Source organism: Sphingobium sp. GW821-FHT02B05 (assembly GCF_059421905.1).
This window is the reverse complement of record NZ_JBWKVW010000002.1, coordinates 44,841-61,492: the sequence shown is the minus strand read 5'-3', so window position 1 is coordinate 61,492 and position 16,652 is coordinate 44,841. Positions and strand designations below refer to the sequence as shown.

The window sequence follows — 16,652 nt, the reverse complement described above, 5'->3', positions numbered from 1 at the left end:
GGCGCCGCCATCCACGCGCAACGTTACCTGTCTCGTCTGACATACCATGTCGGATGACGCCCAAGCAGCGAGGGCCATCGAACAGCTCGGTTTGCGCCCCGTTGGCAAAGCCTCGATCAGCTTGCGAGGCGCGGCACCGGGCTGATTTCGATCTCGTGAATGTCCTCGTCACCGCCAGCGTTGCCATATTTTATGCCCCAAGGCGCCAGAGCGCTCGTGAGGCTGGCAACAATCTGAATTGCGACGACGGACCAAGCTGGACTGTCCGTTGCCAGGCGATATGCAATGGCGCATGACCAGTTCTCCAAATCGAAGCGCTCCACGCAGCCTAGAAGGCAATGCGGCCATTCTGGACGCCGCCCGAACCGTGATCGCGCAACGGGGATTGTCCGGCATGAGCCTGCGCACCGTCGCCGACCAAGCGGGCATATCCGTCGGCTCGATAAGCTATCGCATCGGCGACCGCGCGACGCTGGTCAGCGCTATTGTCCACCGGGAAATCGAATTGCTCGCGGTAGTTGGCCAACGCTGGCGAGAGCGCCTGGCTGGGGTCGATCCCGTCGCGGCACACATCCTGCCCGACCTGATCTGCGAATGGCTCGACCTGGCCGAAAGGCGCACGTCGGCGATCGTGACATGCGAACTCACGCTTCTTGCCAGTCGGGACGCCCAGGCGATGCCAGACGTGAAGACATTGCTGGACCATGGAGAAAGGTTGTGGAGCGATCTGCTGGGGAACATAGCCCTGAGCCGAAGGGTCGCGCGCTATTGCCTGGATGAGCAGCCCTTCTCGCTGCTGCTGGCGGCCAATGTCGATTACCGGCTACTGCGCTATTCCACGGTGCGCGGGTTGTTGCGGGACGATAGTCCGTCGGATGGGGGCGATAGGGACGCTTGGCATATGCAGTTGGTTGATCGGCTGGCAGTGCCGGCAGCCGCCGCACTCGGCAAGGCGGCCGAAATGCCCGGAGGTGCCAAGGCAGTCATTGCCGAACATATTGCCGACGTCATCATCGAGCAGGGCGTGGGCGCACTTTCCCATCGTGTGGTCAGCCACGCCTCCGCCATCGCCGCGTCCAGCATAGCACACCATTATCCCACACAACGGGACATAGTTTTCGCAGGGGTCGAGGCGATCTATCGACGGATGCGCGCGGATATACGGGCATCCAATGCCGCTGCACCGGGCAGTGGCGATGTAATCCGCCTGACCCATGACAGCGCTCTGACCGCTTTATGGAACCCGGACTTCATACCTTTTGCGATCGACATGCGGCGACGGCGTGCGGAAAATGTGCACGTCCAGATCGCCCAATGGCTGGATATCCCACCGGGGTACGACAGGGCCCGCGTGCAGGCAATGATCATGGCGCTTATCGGCAACGGCTTGCGCATGATGGCTGTCGGAGAAACCCAGCCGTCCGTACCAGACGCCCTCCGACTGCTCCGCTGATGCAGTACGGTCGTTTTAACAATATTATTTTGTAGGGCGTATAAACCGAACGATCGTCTTAAAACCGTCACCAAGCGACACTAGTGCCGCCCCTACATTCACGGGGACGGAACAACGATCATGTCAATTCTCAACGGGAAGCGCCGCTTCTACCTGATTTCCACAATGCTGATGGGGGCTGCGGCGCCTCTTGGTTTATGTGCCGCCCATGCACAGGAAGCGAGGGAAGATTCGGGCCTTACGGAAATCGTCGTAACTGCCGAGCGTCGCGCGGAAAGCAGCCAGAAAGTGCCATTGGCGATTCAGTCGATCAGCGGCGAAAGCTTGGCCCGGACTGGCTACACGTCCGTCACCGACCTTCAATACACCATGCCGGGCGTGCAATATGACCCGACCCAAGGCGCAGCGTTCCAGATCCGCGGCGTCGGCAGTACGTCCTTCGACTTTTCCAACGCCAAGTCGGTCAGCGTCGTGGTTGACGATGTCGTCATGGACGGCCAGCGCGCCAACGGCTTGACGGGGCTGGTCGATATCGATCGCGTCGATGTGCTGATGGGACCGCAAGGGACGTTGTTCGGGAAAAATGCCACGTCCGGCGTCATCGCGGTGACCACGGTCAAGCCCAAGATCGGCGATACGTCCGTAAAGGCCAGTGCCAGCTTTGGCGAGCATGACGAGCGCATCCTCAACGGCACGGTGAATATCCCGCTGGGACCGATCGCGGCACTGCGCGTCTCCGGCTTCGACCAGGCGTTCGACGGATTCGGCCGTAACGTGACGCTGAATCGCAAGGTCGGATCGCAGCATGAATATGGGGGGCGCGCCAAGCTTTATCTGGAGCCGTCGGACAGCTTCAACCTGATGCTGTCGGGCGACTATGCCTATCATTGGGACAGCAGCGTCCGGACGCCGGTATCGGGCCAACCCGCCGCCGTGACCGCGATCCTGAACGAACTGGGCGTCTTCCCCGGCCCGGAAAGCGCCGACACGGCCGACTCGTCCTTTGGCCAGATTACGACCGAAGAATGGGGCACCTCGCTACGCCTGAATGCCAAGATCGGCGATCTCGACCTGACCTCGATCACAGCCTATCGTCGCACGCGATACGACAATGCGACCCCCGCGAGCCTCGTGCCGGTGGATCGCTACGCCTATATCCCGTTCAACAACGGCTATCTGGATACTGAAAAGGTCAGCCAGGAAGTCCATCTTGCCTCGCCCACGGGCGGTTTCATCGAATGGCTGGTCGGTGGATTCTACAACGATCTTCGCGCCCGGCAAGTGCAGTTGCAATGGGGCACGCTAGGCACACCGCTCTACACCAACGGCGTCCCGGCGGCGCGGTTGTTTGCGCTGACCGGGGCTATCGGGGTGGACGCCAACGCCTCGCGCTTCGACGCCCAGAACGAGACGATGGCCGCCTTCGGCCAGCTCAAATTCAATATCTCGGATCGCCTCAGCCTGACGCTGGGCGGTCGATACACCCATGACAATAATTCGCAGGGTCTGGATTTCATCACCGTCGATCCGGTGCCGATCGCGGGCTATACGCCGATCTTCGTCGGTTCGAGCGCCGGGCCCGCCATCGACTATGGAAAGGTTTCGGGCAATAATTTCTCATACCGCATCGCCCCGCAGTTCCAGATGACCGACAATGTCATGCTCTATGCGAGCTATTCGACCGGCTACAAGCCGGCAGGCATCGCCTTTGTCGGCAACAAATATGCGCCCTATCGCGACGAAACCGTCAAGGCATGGGAAGCGGGTATCAAGTCCGAATGGTTCGGCCGCCGGTTGCGCGTGAACGTCGATATCTTCCGGTCGGACTTCAAGGATTTCCAGGCGACCATCCTGACCAAGATTCCTGACGGCAATGGCGGCTTGCTGGATGCGACGGTGATCGGCAATGCCGGTGGCCTGCGCACGCAGGGCGTGGAAGGCAATGTCGCGGTGCAGCCGATGCGCGGCCTTACCCTGTCTGGCGCACTCAGCTATACGGACGCCAAGTTCACCGACTATATCTACAATGCCACGACCGATTATACCGGATCGCGCCTGACAAATTCTCCCAAATGGTCGGGGACGGCGGCGATAGACTATGAAACCGAGTTCGGCTCCGGGTTTGGCGTGCGCGCCCACGCCGATTATGCGTATCGCAGTGAATATTGGACCGTTGTGGGTCAGCCCGCTTACTCGAACGTGCCAAGCTATGGCTTGGTCAACACCCGTCTGACGTTCGCGCTGCCCAGCAAGAAAGTCGAGTTTGGCGTGTATGCCCGCAACCTGTTCGACACCTATTTTTCGACAGGTTGGCAGAATTACGGCGCGCTTGGCCTGCTCCACTATACCTCGCCCAATGCTCGTCGCACGGTTGGCGGTTTCGTAAACGTCAGCTTCTGATCGCTGGACCGGAGACATTGATCATGAAAAACCATATCATCGGCAGCTTGGCCGCCGCCACGCTTCTTGCAGGCGCGGCGGTGGCGCAGGCCCCGAACCCCGGCACCGCGTCGGCCCAAGACTCGCTGCGGATCAACCAGATCCAGGTCGTTGGCACCCATAATAGCTATGCCATGCCCGCGGACCCGCGCGTCATGTCGCTGATGGCACCCCGCCTCTCCAAGCTGATGCAATCGATGGTCAAGACCCTGTCACCCGACAAGGCGGCGGCAATGCAGGACGAACATCCGGGCGGCATCACCGATATGGCCAAGACACTCGACTATGTGCAGATGCCGCTCCAGGCGCAGCTGCGCAGCGGCGTGCGCAGCCTGGAGATCGACATGCAGCCCGATCCAATGGGGGGCGCCTATGCCGATCCGCTGCCTTATCGGCAACTGCGCGAAAAGGGCGCAACCGACCTTGCACCTATCTATCGCGATGAACTGTCCAAGCCAGGCATGAAGGTCTTCCATGTCGCCGATCTTGATTTTCGTAGCCAATGCCCAACACTCAAATCCTGCCTGACGATCCTGAAACAATGGTCGGATTCGGAGCCGGATCACAGCCCGGTCTTCATCCTGCTGGAGCCCAAATTATCTGGCTTGGACAAAGTCATTCCAGGCGCAGCAGTCGTGCCGCCCTTCGACAAGGCGGCGTTTGAGGAAGTGGATGACGCCATCCGCTCCATCCTGGGCCGGGACAAGGTTTTCACGCCTGACGACCTGCGGGGCGACATGGCGACATTGGAGGCAGCGGCGCTCGCCAAACGCTGGCCTACCGTGGCGCAAGCGCGCGGCAAATTCCTGTTCCTGTATCTGGTGCCGGGCATGAACCTGCCCGCCTTCGCGCCCTATCTGGACGGGCGCCCCTCTTTGCAAGGCCGAATGGCCTTTGTTCAGGGCCAGGCTGGCATGGCCCACACGGCGTTCATGTTGTTCGACAATTCACTGACCCGTGGTGCCGACATCCGCGACGCGGTGAAGAAGGGATATCTGGTTCGTACCCGCGCGGACATCGACACCGCCGACGCGAGAAAAAATGACGTCGCGCGCAGGGACTCAGCGTTGACCAGTGGCGCACAGATTGTTTCGACCGACTATCTCACAGCGCCCAACATCTACGCAAATTCCTACCATCTCGCTCCCTTCGCCAAAGGCTGGCGCTGCAATGCGGTAACGGCGCATTGCGCGACATCTCAATAACGTTCTTTGCCGCGCCGCAACCAACATCGCGGCGCGGTGGATTTCAGGAACAAGCCGTAGTTTATCTTCGTCGGCCTTACATTGGAGCCATCGGAAGACCCGGTGCGGTTCGAAATCCAACATTGGATTGCCTTGGAACTGTCATTCGCAATGTCCAGCCGCACCGCTCCCACTCGAAGCGGGACTGTCTCGTGCTATCTTCGATCAAGAGCGGACCTGTGGATAAAAACCAGAAGGCCAGGGTTGGGACGCCGCCAATACAGGTCGATCATCTTCAATCTCCTCGCAGATCCTGAATCAGATTGCGTCAGTCATATCAATGGGTCCTGACCCTAGGTTCAGGACCTGTTAAATCTCTCGCCGAACAGGTGATTGGTTGATTCAATGGCGGCGTCAGGAGGGGTCGCCATGAGTGATCTGATGTGGTTGTCGGAGGCGCAGATGCGCCGGATCGAGCCATATTTCCCGCTGTCACACGGGGTCCCACGGGTCGATGAAGGGCAGGCCATTGGTCATGCTGCTGAGCGAGCGCCAGATGAGCGACTACAAACGGGGGCGTCCTGATGCTCGACGCTTTGCCGCACGCCAAAGCCCTGCTCGGCGATCGTGGCTATGACGCCGACTGGTTTCGCAACGCGCTTGCCGAACGCAACATCGCGGCCTTCATCCACTCAAAGAGGAACCGGAAGATCCCCACCCCACACGACGCTGTGCTATATCGCCAACGCCACAGGATCGAGAATATGTTGGGCAGGCTGAAGGACTTGCAGCGCATCCATACCCGCTACTGATCGATGCACCCACACATTCATGTCCGCCATCTGCATCGCTGCAACCGTCATCTTGTGGATCAATCCATGAGTCCTGATCTTAGTCCTATACATATATGGCTGGCCGTATGTTTGGTAATTACCACTTCATGCGACCGCGAGGATTGTGAACCGTCCTGCACCCAGCGTCATGTCGGTAGCGTCTTCATGACGTCCCAAGTCGTTTATAACGCTGCTTGTTTCAACAGCGCTTCCATCTACACTCAAATGCCATGTCGCAGGAATGGGTAGTCGCACGATTGCCCGACTATTGGGTGGAACCTCTATTTCAAGCGAAAAGCGATTGTCGTACCGTTCCCATTCGACCTTGATCGGCCCTAAGACGCTGTCATAGCGTGCTTTGCATCTTGGCACTCGCGCATCGAATATTGGGTCAAAACGAAAGGTGCGAAAGCCTGGTTCGACCGGCGCAATCCCGGCAACGCGCCGCATGATGAAACCACTGACCGCGCCGAGTGCATAATGGTTGAATGAGTTCATGGCGACATCGCCTGCATCACCATTCCAGCGTTCCCAGATCGTCGTCGCGCCACGCGAGACCATATATCCCCATGAAGGGAATTCGGTGCGTAACAGAAGATCATAAATCAAGCCGTTGAAACCGCCCGCTGCAAGACAGTCCAGACTCCCGGGCGTCCCCAGAAAGCCGGTTGACAACAATGTGCCACGCTTTCGAATATCGGCGGCCAGCTTTGTAAATGCTGCGGAACGCAGCTCTGCAGGAACCAGATCATAGTTCAGCGCCAGGATATAGCCGGTCTGCGACCCGTTGCCTACGGTCCCATCAGACTGGATAAAGGCGCGCGCAAAGGAAGACTGGGTTTGGCGGCTAAGCGCTGCATATTCCTGATGGGCCGCGTTACGCCCCGTAGCCGCCGCCATCTGCGCCATTGCGTCCACGCTATGCTTGTACGTCGCGGTACCGACAAGGTCCTTGGGAGTAGTAGGATCGCCTGGTTTCGCAGCGTCCAGAGCCAGCCAGTCAGCATAATCGCGGCCACGTTTGTTGGCCCACACATGATCGGGATTGTTGGCCATGATATTGGCGATATAGCGTTGCATCGCCTGCCAATTTTCGTCGATAACGGCTGTGTCCCCCGACCGCAGAAAGCTGGTCCAGGGCAGTATCACGCCCGCATCGGCCCATCCTGGGCTGGATTGCGTGGCATCGGTTGGCAACGGCCCACCGCGTGGCGCGAAATCAGGAAATGCGCCATTGGGCGCCTGCCAGTCGCGCACATCGCGCATGAAGCGGCGGGTAAAAGGTGCGACATTCATATTGAACGCCGCTGCGTCCCAGAAGACGTTGGCATCCCCCATCCATCCCAATCGTTCATCGCGCTGGGGACAGTCGGTCGGTATGCCCATGAAGTTGGACCGCTGGCTCCAGAGCGCATTGTGCCACAATGCCTGAATCAGGGGGTTATCGACATCAAGAAGACTGGTTTCGTCGAGATCGCTGTGAATCACGAGCGCCTGTAGGTCTTCGACAGTCGGTCGTCCGGGGAAGCCGGTCAGTTCGACCCAGCGGAAGCCATGATATGTAAAACGCGGGACATAGACTTCATCGCCCTCGCCTCGCAGAATATAGGTGTCGGTGGCACGAGCGGCACGCAAATTGGCCTGGTCAATTTCGCCACCAGCCTTGAGCATTTCGGCAAACCGCATGACGACTTTTGTTCCCGCAGCGCCCCTGACACGCAGTTGGGGCAGGCCCGCGAAATTTTGGCCGAAGTCGAAGACGAATACGCCCGGGCGAATCTCCGTGACCGTGCGCGCCTTTAATGTACGCACCACCCTGATTGGCGGCGCTTCCATCGCCCCGATAATGATTTGGGGCGCATCACCCAGCGTCGCGTTCGTCCAGGTCGCTTCCGTTGCAAAGGCTGGGCAGTCCCATCCCGGCTGTTCCTGGCGGGCGTCATAATCTTCGCCATTATAGATTTCGGCCATGCCGATCGGCGATTTGCTGATCGCCCAGGATGCATCGCTGGCGATGATCTCGCGATCTCCATTCTCATACAGAATTTCCAGCTGACCTGAAAAACGCAGCGGCGGATCGCCGAACGGGAAGCGGCCTGCAGGCGCGCTGTAGCTGCCATACCAGCCGTCGGCGACCCACGCGCCTATGGCATTGTCGCCCGCGATAATCAGGTCCGTCACATCATGGGTGCAATAATATGCCCGTTTGCGAAAATCCGTGCATTCGGGCGCTAACAGTGCATCGCCGACACGCTTGCCATTGAGACGCAATTCATAGGCTCCAAGCGCTGTGGCATAAAGCCGCGCCGATCTGATCTTTCCTCTTGTCTTAAATGATTTGCGCAGCATGAAGGCGCCGCCCCCCGGCCAGCTCTGGGGCTGATGGTCACAGCGTTGGGCCTCCAGCCAGCCAGAAGCATCGTAATCCGGGTCATGCCAGCCCAGCGGTGCCTGCTCGGAAAGACGGGCCCGATCAGTGTTGAAATAGCCAACTGACCCGTCTTCCATTTCCGCACGGACCGACACTGCAAAATTCGGCGTGTCGCGTCCATCGCCGGCAGGAATTGCAACGGTTACGACATGGCGACCTGCCCTGGCCGCTCGGTCGAACTGCTCTACCGGAGGCGGCCCCCATGCGAAGGGCGCGCGATAGGGAAAAGGCAGATCCTTGCCATCGAAAGTCGCGGTGGCAATCCGGCTGGACCCGATATGAATGGACAGTCGCGCCGCTGCCGGCAGATCGAAGGACATATGCAGATGCGATGATTTGTGCGGCGCGGCCTGCGGCGATTGCACCCATGTCAGACCAGCCATCCGGTTCGCACGTTGGATTGGCGTTTCACAGGCAAGCCATTGGCCAGCCCAGTCCGATGCTTCCAGCAATCCCATTTCCCAGTATGACACATCGCTGGATGCGCGGCGCCCGAAGGTGTCCAAGATGGTCACGCGCCAAAAGGCACGTTCGCGCGAACGCAGCGGCCGCCCTTTATAGGCAACGTCAAAACAGGCTGAAGATTCGATCTGCCCGCTGTCCCACAGATCAGGTCGGTCGGCTTGCAATAGTGCTGGAGAACTGGCTACGCAAACACGATAGTCGCGCTGCATCACATTTCGTTCGTTCGACTGGAGGCGCCAGCTCAGGCGGACGGCATGACTGTCGATACCGATCGGACGTTCAAGCTGTTGCACCCGCATGTCCAAGACGGCAAGCGCCGGGGCGGATCGTGCTACCGCAGGGGCGGCCAAGCCCAGGGCAGCCCCGGCCGCGCTGCCCAGTTTCAGGGCGGAGCGACGATTGATTTTTGCCGGCATCGGGCATTATCCTTGTGTGTTTGCATTCTCCAGGCGCCAGTGGCACCGATCAAGTCTGCGCCGAGACGCGCAGATGCAGGTTGCCCTCACCTGTCAGATGAACCAGTTGCTTGTCACGATCGAATGTTATGGCGAAGTCGCCTTCGATCAGTTCGAACAGCGGATCGTCCCTAAAGTGGAAGCGCGGCACATATATTTCGCTCACCGCGCCGCATGATCCGGCGGCGATCCGGCATTCGAAACAAGCATTGTTGGTGTCGAAACGCATTTCCTGCAACAGCCCCGCGGCGCGACGGACGTAGGGGCGGCAGAAACCCGCGATCGCGCGTCCGCCTGAATCGGGATCTTCGAGCCGGTCCATCTGATCGACAGAAAAAATCGACAGATCTTCCTGGTTCCAACCATCTCCAATCATCAGATCGTTGCGGTTGCTGGCGGTGTAATTCCACTGGGTGCAATGGATCTGAAGCGAGTCCATGGCTTCGTACATGAGCGACAAGGCGCCGATATGCTGTTCCCAAGGTGTATCGCTTCGATCGCCGGCCCGCCAGGCAGCAAAGGCAGCGCCATGTTCAAGATCATAAGGTATGCCAAATTCGCCAATCAGCGTTGGCGCTCCATCTGGCGAAAAGCGCTCGGCATGCTCCATGATGCGCCCAAGTTGGGCGCAATAGACGTCGCGCAGAGCGTCGCGGCCATAGGCGGTTTCACCAGTACTAAAATCATATGCGGCTTCTGGTGAGAAGCGTTTGGTGTACAGGGTCGAGAAATCATACCAGTGGCTGGCGTTAACCGACCGCTCAGGCATCCGGTCAGGGAAACCCTTGCCCGACAGCCCTGCGTAAGGCTCAAGTTCGGCAAAGATCGCCCAATCGGGATTATGTCGCCTTATCGTCCGTGCGACATCCTCGAACAGTGGCCGATATGCGTCACGAGCGACATCATAGGCCCGGCCGCCGTCATGCTCGAAGAAGTCATCGCGCACGTCGATCGCTCGTCCCTCCGCCAAACGGTAGGCACCGGCGATTTCGAACGGACAATCAACCCCATTCTGCCAGATCGATACGCCCGCTGCGTTGACCAGCCGTCGACGATCGGCTGACAAAGCCCCGGTTACAAGGTCGCGCTCCACCAACGGCACTTCCACCGGCACGCCGCGCGCGGCGAGCAGGCAATCGAGCGGGGACATGGCTAGACCGATGCGAGGGCGGAGCGGGTTTTGGGCCGTCGGCGCGACATGGCGGTAACTTAGAGAACGGCCTATCCACCCGGTTACGGGTTCATTCAACGTGTCAAAGCCGATAATGTTTGGCAGATGCGCGACCCGACGCGCCACCGCATCCATCGCCCCAAGATAGCAACCCTGCAGGAAATCCTGCACGTTGCGTCCGTCCACCTGCAATTGTGGCGTAAATATCCGGCCGGTCCAAAACAACGTCCACATGATGCCCGTGGGGGGTAGCCGATGATTGGCCCCCCAGCTCATCTGTGGATAGGCATCCTGCCACCCGCCCTTTGCATAATCATAGACATTTTGCATGACATGCGCCGCGTCGGCGGCATGGAAACGGGTGAAATCCAGGCCTACGGCTTCGAATGTCCAACCTGGTGCACCGCTTCCCCCGGTCATCCGACTCCATACGTCCTGATGAAAATCCACAAAGACATAGAGGCCATGCTCGCCTGCGCGGCGGCACACTTCTGCAAGATAGTCGAGATAGTCCTGATCATAGAGTCCCGGCCCTGCATGTTCGACCGCTTCCCAGGTCGTGAGCAGCCGCACGACGTTGAAGCCCCAGTGACGCAGACGTTCCAGATGAGCGTCCGCCTCGTCCAGGGGGAACGGGCGTCCGATGAATGACACCGTCCGATGATCGGAAAAGTCACTTGGATAATTCGTCCCGCCGTAAGGAAATGGTACCTTACAATCCCCGCCCAAATTGACGCCCCGCAGGATCACCGATCGCCCCGCTGTGTCCACAAAATGAGCGCCCTCAACAAGGAGAGGATCACAGGTCGGCATAATGGCTTGCATGGTCATGGCGCTCTATTGCCATGCCCCCGTGCCCCGGCAAGCCATCGCCGGCCCAAGGTACCGATGGAGCAAGCCAAACGACCATTCAGCATAGAAGGGGACGATAAGGGCCGTGCCTTCCATGCAGGGAGGTGGCACAGATCCACAAAAGTCAGGGAGTTATCATACCGTGTCGCAGCAAATGCCTCTCCACCGAAAAATCGGCTATGCTTTTGGGGACTATGGCTGCAACCTGTACTGGCAGAGCATCTCCTTCTTCCTCCTGTTCTTCTACACCGATATCATCGGCCTTCCTGTGGTTACTGCGGGCCTGATTTACATGGTAGCGTCGATCTTCGATGGCGTCATCGATCCGCTGGCCGGAGCCGCAATGGACCGGGTGAATACCCGCTGGGGCCGCTATCGTCCTTGGCTGGTCGTCGGTGCGCTCCCTCTCGCAGCGTCCTTCGCCCTGCTCTACTGGCGTCCGCCGCTGGAGGGCTCAGCGCTGGTGGCCATGCTGCTTGCAGTGCACCTGCTATTTCGCGTCTGCTATACCCTTGTCGCCGTGCCGCTGGCGTCGCTCAGCGCGCGGTTGACATCGCGATCGGACGAGCGGACCACGCTCGCATCGCTGCGCATGCTGTTCGGCGCCAGTGCAACCGCGACCATCGGCTTTGCCACCCAGCCGCTGGCGGCTGCGCTCGGTGAGGGCAATCAGGCAACTGGCTTGTTTCTCGTCGCCATATTGATCGGATTGCTGGCAAGCATCGCGTTTCTGGTATCCTTTGCATCGACGCGCGAGCCGCCAGTCGACCATGACGTCCTGCGAAGTAACGCAAACACTGGCTATGTCGGCAGCGTCCTGCGCAACCGTGCCTTCCTGACGCTTGCCGCTGGGCTTTTGTGTGCCACGATCTCGACGACGGCTCTCAATAAATCTCTGCTTTATTATTTCAAATATGTGGTGGAGGATGAAGCCAGCGCTCGCTACGCATTGTCGTCGAGCGCCGTGATCGCCCTGATTCTGGCGCCGGTCTGGGCGATATTGGGCCGGCGGATCGGCAAGCGAGCCATGTGGCTGACCGCGATTGTAATGGGGCTGGGCGGTCTTTGCGCATTTCTTTTGATCCGCCCGACGTCTTCAGTCGGCGCGTCCCTGTTCTTCATGTGGATGCAGGTGGTCACGGTGGGGGTACAAGTCGGCTATTGGGGCACTCTGCCCGATACCGTCGAATATGGGCAGTGGCGTGGGGGGTCGAGACAAGAGTCCTTTCTGTTTGGCCTGTTCATGTTTTTCCAAAAGGCAGGGTTCGGATTGGCCGCCGCACTTTATGGACTGTTGCTGTCGTGGATCGGCTATGATGCCAATGCGCCAATGAGCCCAATGACAATTTCCGGCATCGGTTTCGTCATGGCAGGATTGTCGGCCGCCGGGCTTATAGGAAGCGGGCTTGCCACATTGCTGTCACCCCTGCGCCTGGGGGTTCATGAGCGGATTGTATCGGAGTTGGCGGCGGCAGAAGGGCAAGCCGTGCGCGAGGATGGCGTTATCGCACGCCCCTGATCCAATGGCCGCCTTGTGATGCCCCGCGCACCGCGACGTTCAAGCCGCAAGCGGCGCTACCCGGAAGGCGCTGGGTACAGCGCCGAAGCGCCGGGCAAACGCGCGCGTAAATGCTGCGTTGCTGAGATAGCCGGACTGGAAAGCGATTTGTGAAACAGGTTGCCTGGTGCGCCTGAGAGCGCTGGCCGCTGCCTGCAACCGTCTTTCTGCCAGACATTCAGCGACGGTCTCTCCGAACAGTAGCTTGAAACCCCGGATCAGGCGAGCTCGTCCCAGCCCACAGGCACGCGCGAGGCCTTCGATCGTAATCTTATCGGCGAACTGCGTTTCGATCATTTTACGCGCGCGGGTCAGGCGCTCCCGCTCTTCGCGGTGCAGCACCATCTCGCCACCGGTCGGAACCAACGCATTAGAGCGCCACGCGTCCATCGTCTCACAGAGCAGCTCCTGTGTTTGCGCCTCGGCGCGAAGTCGGGCAGCGGGGCTGGTCGTTTCCATTCGAGCAGTGGCGGCGATCAGTGCTTCCATCGCAGCTGTCGGAAAATAGCTGCCGGGCGCTATCGATGGCACGGATCGGTCGCCGCCCCACCAGCTCGCCATCAGATCTTCATGCACCATGCCCACAATCCGGCCGCTGAAGCCAGGGTCGGCCTCATCAGGCTCCAGATAAGCGACTATGAGGTGTTCGCCCTGACGAACCGCGCTCTGCACACCTTCATCGAAGAGAAAAACATACCAGCCAGCATCCGGTCGAGCGTCAGGGCCATGCAGTACACAAAGCAGCGAGGCGTGGGACATGGCTCGGTGAACAGCAGCATCGACATATGGTGCGGTCCAGTCCGATCGATAGGGCAAGCGGCTCATTGCATACAGGCCCGCGTGTCACAGTGCGCTCCATCGGCAAGCGCAAAGTCACGACAATTATCGAAACTGCCAACGTTGGCAGAATTGAGTAATAAAAATATTTTCAAGATCACTCTCCTCTATCACCGGCGATGCCGAGTCCGATTTTCCGGTTGCTAACTGATTTTTTGATACCGACGTCGTCAAATGTCAATCTTTGATAATCAATACCATATAATGAGATATTTCTAATTTGTGCAGAGACGATATTGACAGCCGTCATCAATCCACAGACGCATAGCATCCTCGCGTACCATTGCGGCGCGACCAAAAAGCAAAAGGATAAACGCAATGGTGGAACCGGCGCGGGACGAGCAGGATACCGACGGTCAGGCCACCGGCAAGCTTGCAATCACGATCGTAGATGTCGCGCGCGAAGCCGGCGTCTCGATCAGGACGGTATCGCGCGTCCTGAACGGCGAGAAGCATGTCAGCCTAAAGAAACGAATACGGGTTCAGGAAGTCATAGACCGCCTGGCTTTCGTACCGAGTGCCAGCGCCCGCTCGCTTCCGAGCAGCCGTTCCTATACTTTGGGACTTATTTTCGAAAAACTCAGCTCCAACTATATGATGGACATTCAACTCGCAGCGATCGAGGAATGCCATAAAAGCGGCTACCGCCTCGTAATAGAGGAATTCACGCCCGAAATGCTGGCGTCGGTCGCTGCTGCGCGCACCGCGGTAGCCAATCTGCGCGTCGATGCTGCCATTCTCCTCCCTCCCGCATGTGACAACAGCATCCTTCTCGACGCTCTCGACGCCGTGCGGATCGGCTACACCAGGCTATCGCCTGCCGTTGCACTCGATCGGTCGGCCGCAGTGACCATGGATGACGAGAGCGCCACCCATGCGATGGTCAGTCATCTTGCCGAACTGGGCCATCGCCGCATCGGGTTCCTGGTCGGCAATATCGGCCATGCCTCGGCTCACCGCCGACTTCAGGCCTTCTGGACAGCGCTCGATCGTCTTGGACTGCCAAGGACCGATGCGTTGATCCGGCAAGGTGACTATAATTTCGATTCAGGCCTTGCAGCAGGCCACGACTTGCTCAGCGAGGCGGAACCGCCGACCGCCATTTTCGCGTCCAATGACACCATGGCAGCCGGCGTTATCGCAGCAGCGGGCATGCGCGGTTTGCGCGCACCCCAGGATCTCTCGGTCTGCGGGTTCGATGACAGCCCATTGTCGCGACATATCTGGCCGTCCCTCACCACGATCCACCAGCCTTTGGCAGAAATGACGCGCGCGGCCGTAGGCCAGCTGCTCACGCCTGAACGCAAGAAGCGGCTCATTTCCTTCGACTTCAACCTTGTCGTCCGTGCGTCGACCACTGCCCCGCCTCGCACATGAAGCGTGTCCGAGGCGGCGCGCAGGATCACGCCTTCAATCGATTGCTCCCAGCCTGCGTCTGCCAGAATATCCGCTCTTCGCCCTCGGGGTCAGACACTAGGCGACACTGCGCGTCGATCAGCATGGTTTCGCGCCGCTCCAAACTATAGGGTTTCCATGCATCTGCTCCGCGCAGGGATGGCTTTCCCGTGCGAGCGAAACTGGCCCACAACGCGCTCATGTTCGCGCTTGTCTGGATGCGGCCAGGAGACTGGTCCGCATTGAAACGATCTGCAGGCGCCTCACTTTCTGCGCGAACATTGTTGAATTTCATGCGAATATCTGCGGCGTGGGGTGATCCCATAGGATAGGTTGTGCCAGGCACAGGCGCAGGCGACTGATAATCGAGCAGATAAGCATAGACTGGAGCAGCCGCCTCGGCTGCTTTTTGCTCAGCCAGATGCACAGCATGGGCGCGCCAAGGCGCCGCCGTCTCGATCGCCATCAATAGTTGAGAAGGTGACGCATCTGGTCGCGTGCGTCGGAAGGTCTGCAACCACGCATCTGTTTGATCGCCCAGTGCGGTTTTGAGCCGGACCATCAGGCCCGCTTCGTCCAGCGAGAAGGCGGGCGTGTCTGCCAAATGGAAAAATACGGCCTCATCCTTGCAACCGCCAACGATCAATGGCTTTTGGGCAGAGATCGCCGGTGCGCGGACCTTGAAGGGCAGTTCGGGTAATGTCCGCTTGTCAATCATGGGCCAGAAGGCTTGGTCGCGGCGATTCGGACGCTGACCCGGCATGCGTGCGCCGGGTATGGACTGATCCTGCCCGCCAGTCTGATAGGCCAGAAATTGGGCGGTCGGCAACGTGAGCAGCTTTTGCGGGTCGCTCAACCCGAAGGCCCTCATCATGGCTCGCGCGGTTTCCGTCGCTTCGTCTGTCGACCATTCATTGGGGCCGATCGCGCTTTCAATCGACGCCTTGTGGAAATAGGGGGCAGCGCTTGGCATGCCATAAAGCGCAGTCACCTTGCCGCCGCCGCCGCTCTCCCCAAAAATCATGACGTTGTCCGGATCGCCTCCCAGCGCCTCGATATTGTCATGGACCCACCGCAATACGGCAACCAGATCGAGCAACCCCTGATTGCCTTCATAGTCGGGGCCCAACAGATCGCCCAGATAGAGATAGCCGAAAATACCGAGCCGATGATTGCTCTCGACCACTACCACATCATGGTTGCGGGCGAGGTTGGCGCCGTTCTGGCCAATGCGCGCGCCTGAGCCGATGGTAAATCCGCCGCCATGGAAATAAACCATTACCGGACGCTTCGCAGCGTCCGGCGCAGGCGTCCAGACATTAAGAAACAAGCAGTCTTCCGCAGGAGCCGGCTCATTGATGCCAGGTTTGGCGCCGGGTTGTACGGAAGGCGCGCCATATAATCCGGCATCCCGTACCCCGGTCCAGGACGGGGGCGACGGGGGTGCGCGGAAACGCGCGACAGGCGATGAAACGGAACCGCCATAGGGAAGGCCGCGAAAGGCACATACGCCCCGCTCCATGATACCTTGGATGCGCCCCTGCCCGATGATTGCGATCGGTCTTGCCGATCCCGACTT

11 protein-coding genes and 1 pseudogene are annotated in these 16,652 nt (G+C 59.4%); 6 read left to right on the top strand and 6 right to left on the bottom strand.

Annotation, left to right across the window (positions count from 1 at the left end; all coding sequences use genetic code 11):
- Positions 1-116 precede the first annotated feature (116 nt).
- Positions 117-323: a hypothetical protein gene (locus tag AC07UX_RS10175; RefSeq protein WP_495192297.1), complete on the bottom strand. Its 207-nt coding sequence runs from the start codon at positions 321-323 to the stop codon at positions 117-119.
- Between AC07UX_RS10175 and AC07UX_RS10170 the strand changes: the two genes are divergently transcribed.
- From AC07UX_RS10170 to AC07UX_RS10155, 4 genes and pseudogenes are all read left to right on the top strand, one after another.
- Positions 281-1,453: a TetR/AcrR family transcriptional regulator gene (locus AC07UX_RS10170; protein ID WP_495191889.1), complete on the top strand. Its 1,173-nt coding sequence runs from the start codon at positions 281-283 to the stop codon at positions 1,451-1,453. The two genes, AC07UX_RS10175 and AC07UX_RS10170, sit on opposite strands and share 43 nt — an antisense overlap.
- Positions 1,454-1,573: 120 nt before the next feature.
- Positions 1,574-3,853 (top strand): TonB-dependent receptor, encoded by a 2,280-nt coding sequence (locus tag AC07UX_RS10165; protein ID WP_495191888.1) that lies wholly within the window; start codon positions 1,574-1,576, stop codon positions 3,851-3,853.
- A gap of 23 nt (positions 3,854-3,876) precedes the next feature.
- Positions 3,877-5,097 carry a Ca2+-dependent phosphoinositide-specific phospholipase C gene (locus AC07UX_RS10160; RefSeq protein WP_495191887.1) on the top strand — a complete coding sequence of 407 codons (1,221 nt, stop codon included), beginning with the start codon at positions 3,877-3,879 and terminating at the stop codon, positions 5,095-5,097.
- A 557-nt stretch (positions 5,098-5,654) separates the two neighbouring features.
- Positions 5,655-5,888, top strand: a pseudogene (locus AC07UX_RS10155) (transposase); the annotation flags it as partial.
- Between the two features lie 126 nt (positions 5,889-6,014).
- Here the strand turns inward: AC07UX_RS10155 and AC07UX_RS10150 are convergent.
- Both AC07UX_RS10150 and AC07UX_RS10145 read right to left on the bottom strand, forming a co-directional pair.
- Entirely contained in the window at positions 6,015-9,221 is a 3,207-nt protein-coding gene (locus tag AC07UX_RS10150) for an alpha-L-rhamnosidase (protein ID WP_495191886.1), read from the bottom strand.
- Positions 9,222-9,270: 49 nt separating this feature from the next.
- On the bottom strand, positions 9,271-11,262 hold the full coding sequence (locus AC07UX_RS10145; protein WP_495191885.1) for a cellulase family glycosylhydrolase: 1,992 nt from the start codon (positions 11,260-11,262) through the stop codon (positions 9,271-9,273).
- A gap of 115 nt (positions 11,263-11,377) precedes the next feature.
- On the opposite strand from AC07UX_RS10145, the gene AC07UX_RS10140 reads away from it, so the two are divergent.
- Entirely contained in the window at positions 11,378-12,802 is a 1,425-nt protein-coding gene (locus tag AC07UX_RS10140; RefSeq protein WP_495191884.1) for an MFS transporter, read from the top strand.
- Positions 12,803-12,841: 39 nt separating this feature from the next.
- Here the strand turns inward: AC07UX_RS10140 and AC07UX_RS10135 are convergent, their stop codons facing one another.
- Positions 12,842-13,666 carry a helix-turn-helix transcriptional regulator gene (locus AC07UX_RS10135; protein WP_495191883.1) on the bottom strand — a complete coding sequence of 275 codons (825 nt, stop codon included), beginning with the start codon at positions 13,664-13,666 and terminating at the stop codon, positions 12,842-12,844.
- Positions 13,667-13,775: 109 nt separating this feature from the next.
- Positions 13,776-13,928, bottom strand: a complete 153-nt coding sequence (locus AC07UX_RS10130; protein WP_495191882.1) for a hypothetical protein — start codon at positions 13,926-13,928, stop codon at positions 13,776-13,778.
- A gap of 68 nt (positions 13,929-13,996) precedes the next feature.
- Here AC07UX_RS10130 and AC07UX_RS10125 point away from each other — a divergent pair, with 68 nt between their 5' ends.
- On the top strand, positions 13,997-15,055 hold the full coding sequence (locus AC07UX_RS10125) for a LacI family DNA-binding transcriptional regulator (protein ID WP_495191881.1): 1,059 nt from the start codon (positions 13,997-13,999) through the stop codon (positions 15,053-15,055).
- Positions 15,056-15,080: 25 nt separating this feature from the next.
- On the opposite strand, the gene AC07UX_RS10120 is transcribed toward AC07UX_RS10125, so the two are convergent.
- Positions 15,081-16,595: a carboxylesterase/lipase family protein gene (locus AC07UX_RS10120; RefSeq protein WP_495192271.1), complete on the bottom strand. Its 1,515-nt coding sequence runs from the start codon at positions 16,593-16,595 to the stop codon at positions 15,081-15,083.
- Between the last annotated feature and the right edge of the window lie 57 nt (positions 16,596-16,652).

Bases quoted from the DNA above. Each gene is read 5' to 3' on its own strand.
- AC07UX_RS10120 (WP_495192271.1), bottom strand. From the start codon at position 16,595: ATGGAGCGGGGCGTATGTGCCTTTCGCGGCCTTCCCTATGGCGGTTCC.
- AC07UX_RS10130 (WP_495191882.1), bottom strand. From the start codon at position 13,928: ATGACGGCTGTCAATATCGTCTCTGCACAAATTAGAAATATCTCATTA.
- AC07UX_RS10135 (WP_495191883.1), bottom strand. From the start codon at position 13,666: ATGAGCCGCTTGCCCTATCGATCGGACTGGACCGCACCATATGTCGAT.
- AC07UX_RS10125 (WP_495191881.1), top strand. From the start codon at position 13,997: ATGGTGGAACCGGCGCGGGACGAGCAGGATACCGACGGTCAGGCCACC.
- AC07UX_RS10160 (WP_495191887.1), top strand. From the start codon at position 3,877: ATGAAAAACCATATCATCGGCAGCTTGGCCGCCGCCACGCTTCTTGCA.
- AC07UX_RS10140 (WP_495191884.1), top strand. From the start codon at position 11,378: ATGCAGGGAGGTGGCACAGATCCACAAAAGTCAGGGAGTTATCATACC.
- AC07UX_RS10170 (WP_495191889.1), top strand. From the start codon at position 281: ATGCAATGGCGCATGACCAGTTCTCCAAATCGAAGCGCTCCACGCAGC.
- AC07UX_RS10165 (WP_495191888.1), top strand. From the start codon at position 1,574: ATGTCAATTCTCAACGGGAAGCGCCGCTTCTACCTGATTTCCACAATG.
- AC07UX_RS10150 (WP_495191886.1), bottom strand. From the start codon at position 9,221: ATGCCGGCAAAAATCAATCGTCGCTCCGCCCTGAAACTGGGCAGCGCG.
- AC07UX_RS10145 (WP_495191885.1), bottom strand. From the start codon at position 11,262: ATGACCATGCAAGCCATTATGCCGACCTGTGATCCTCTCCTTGTTGAG.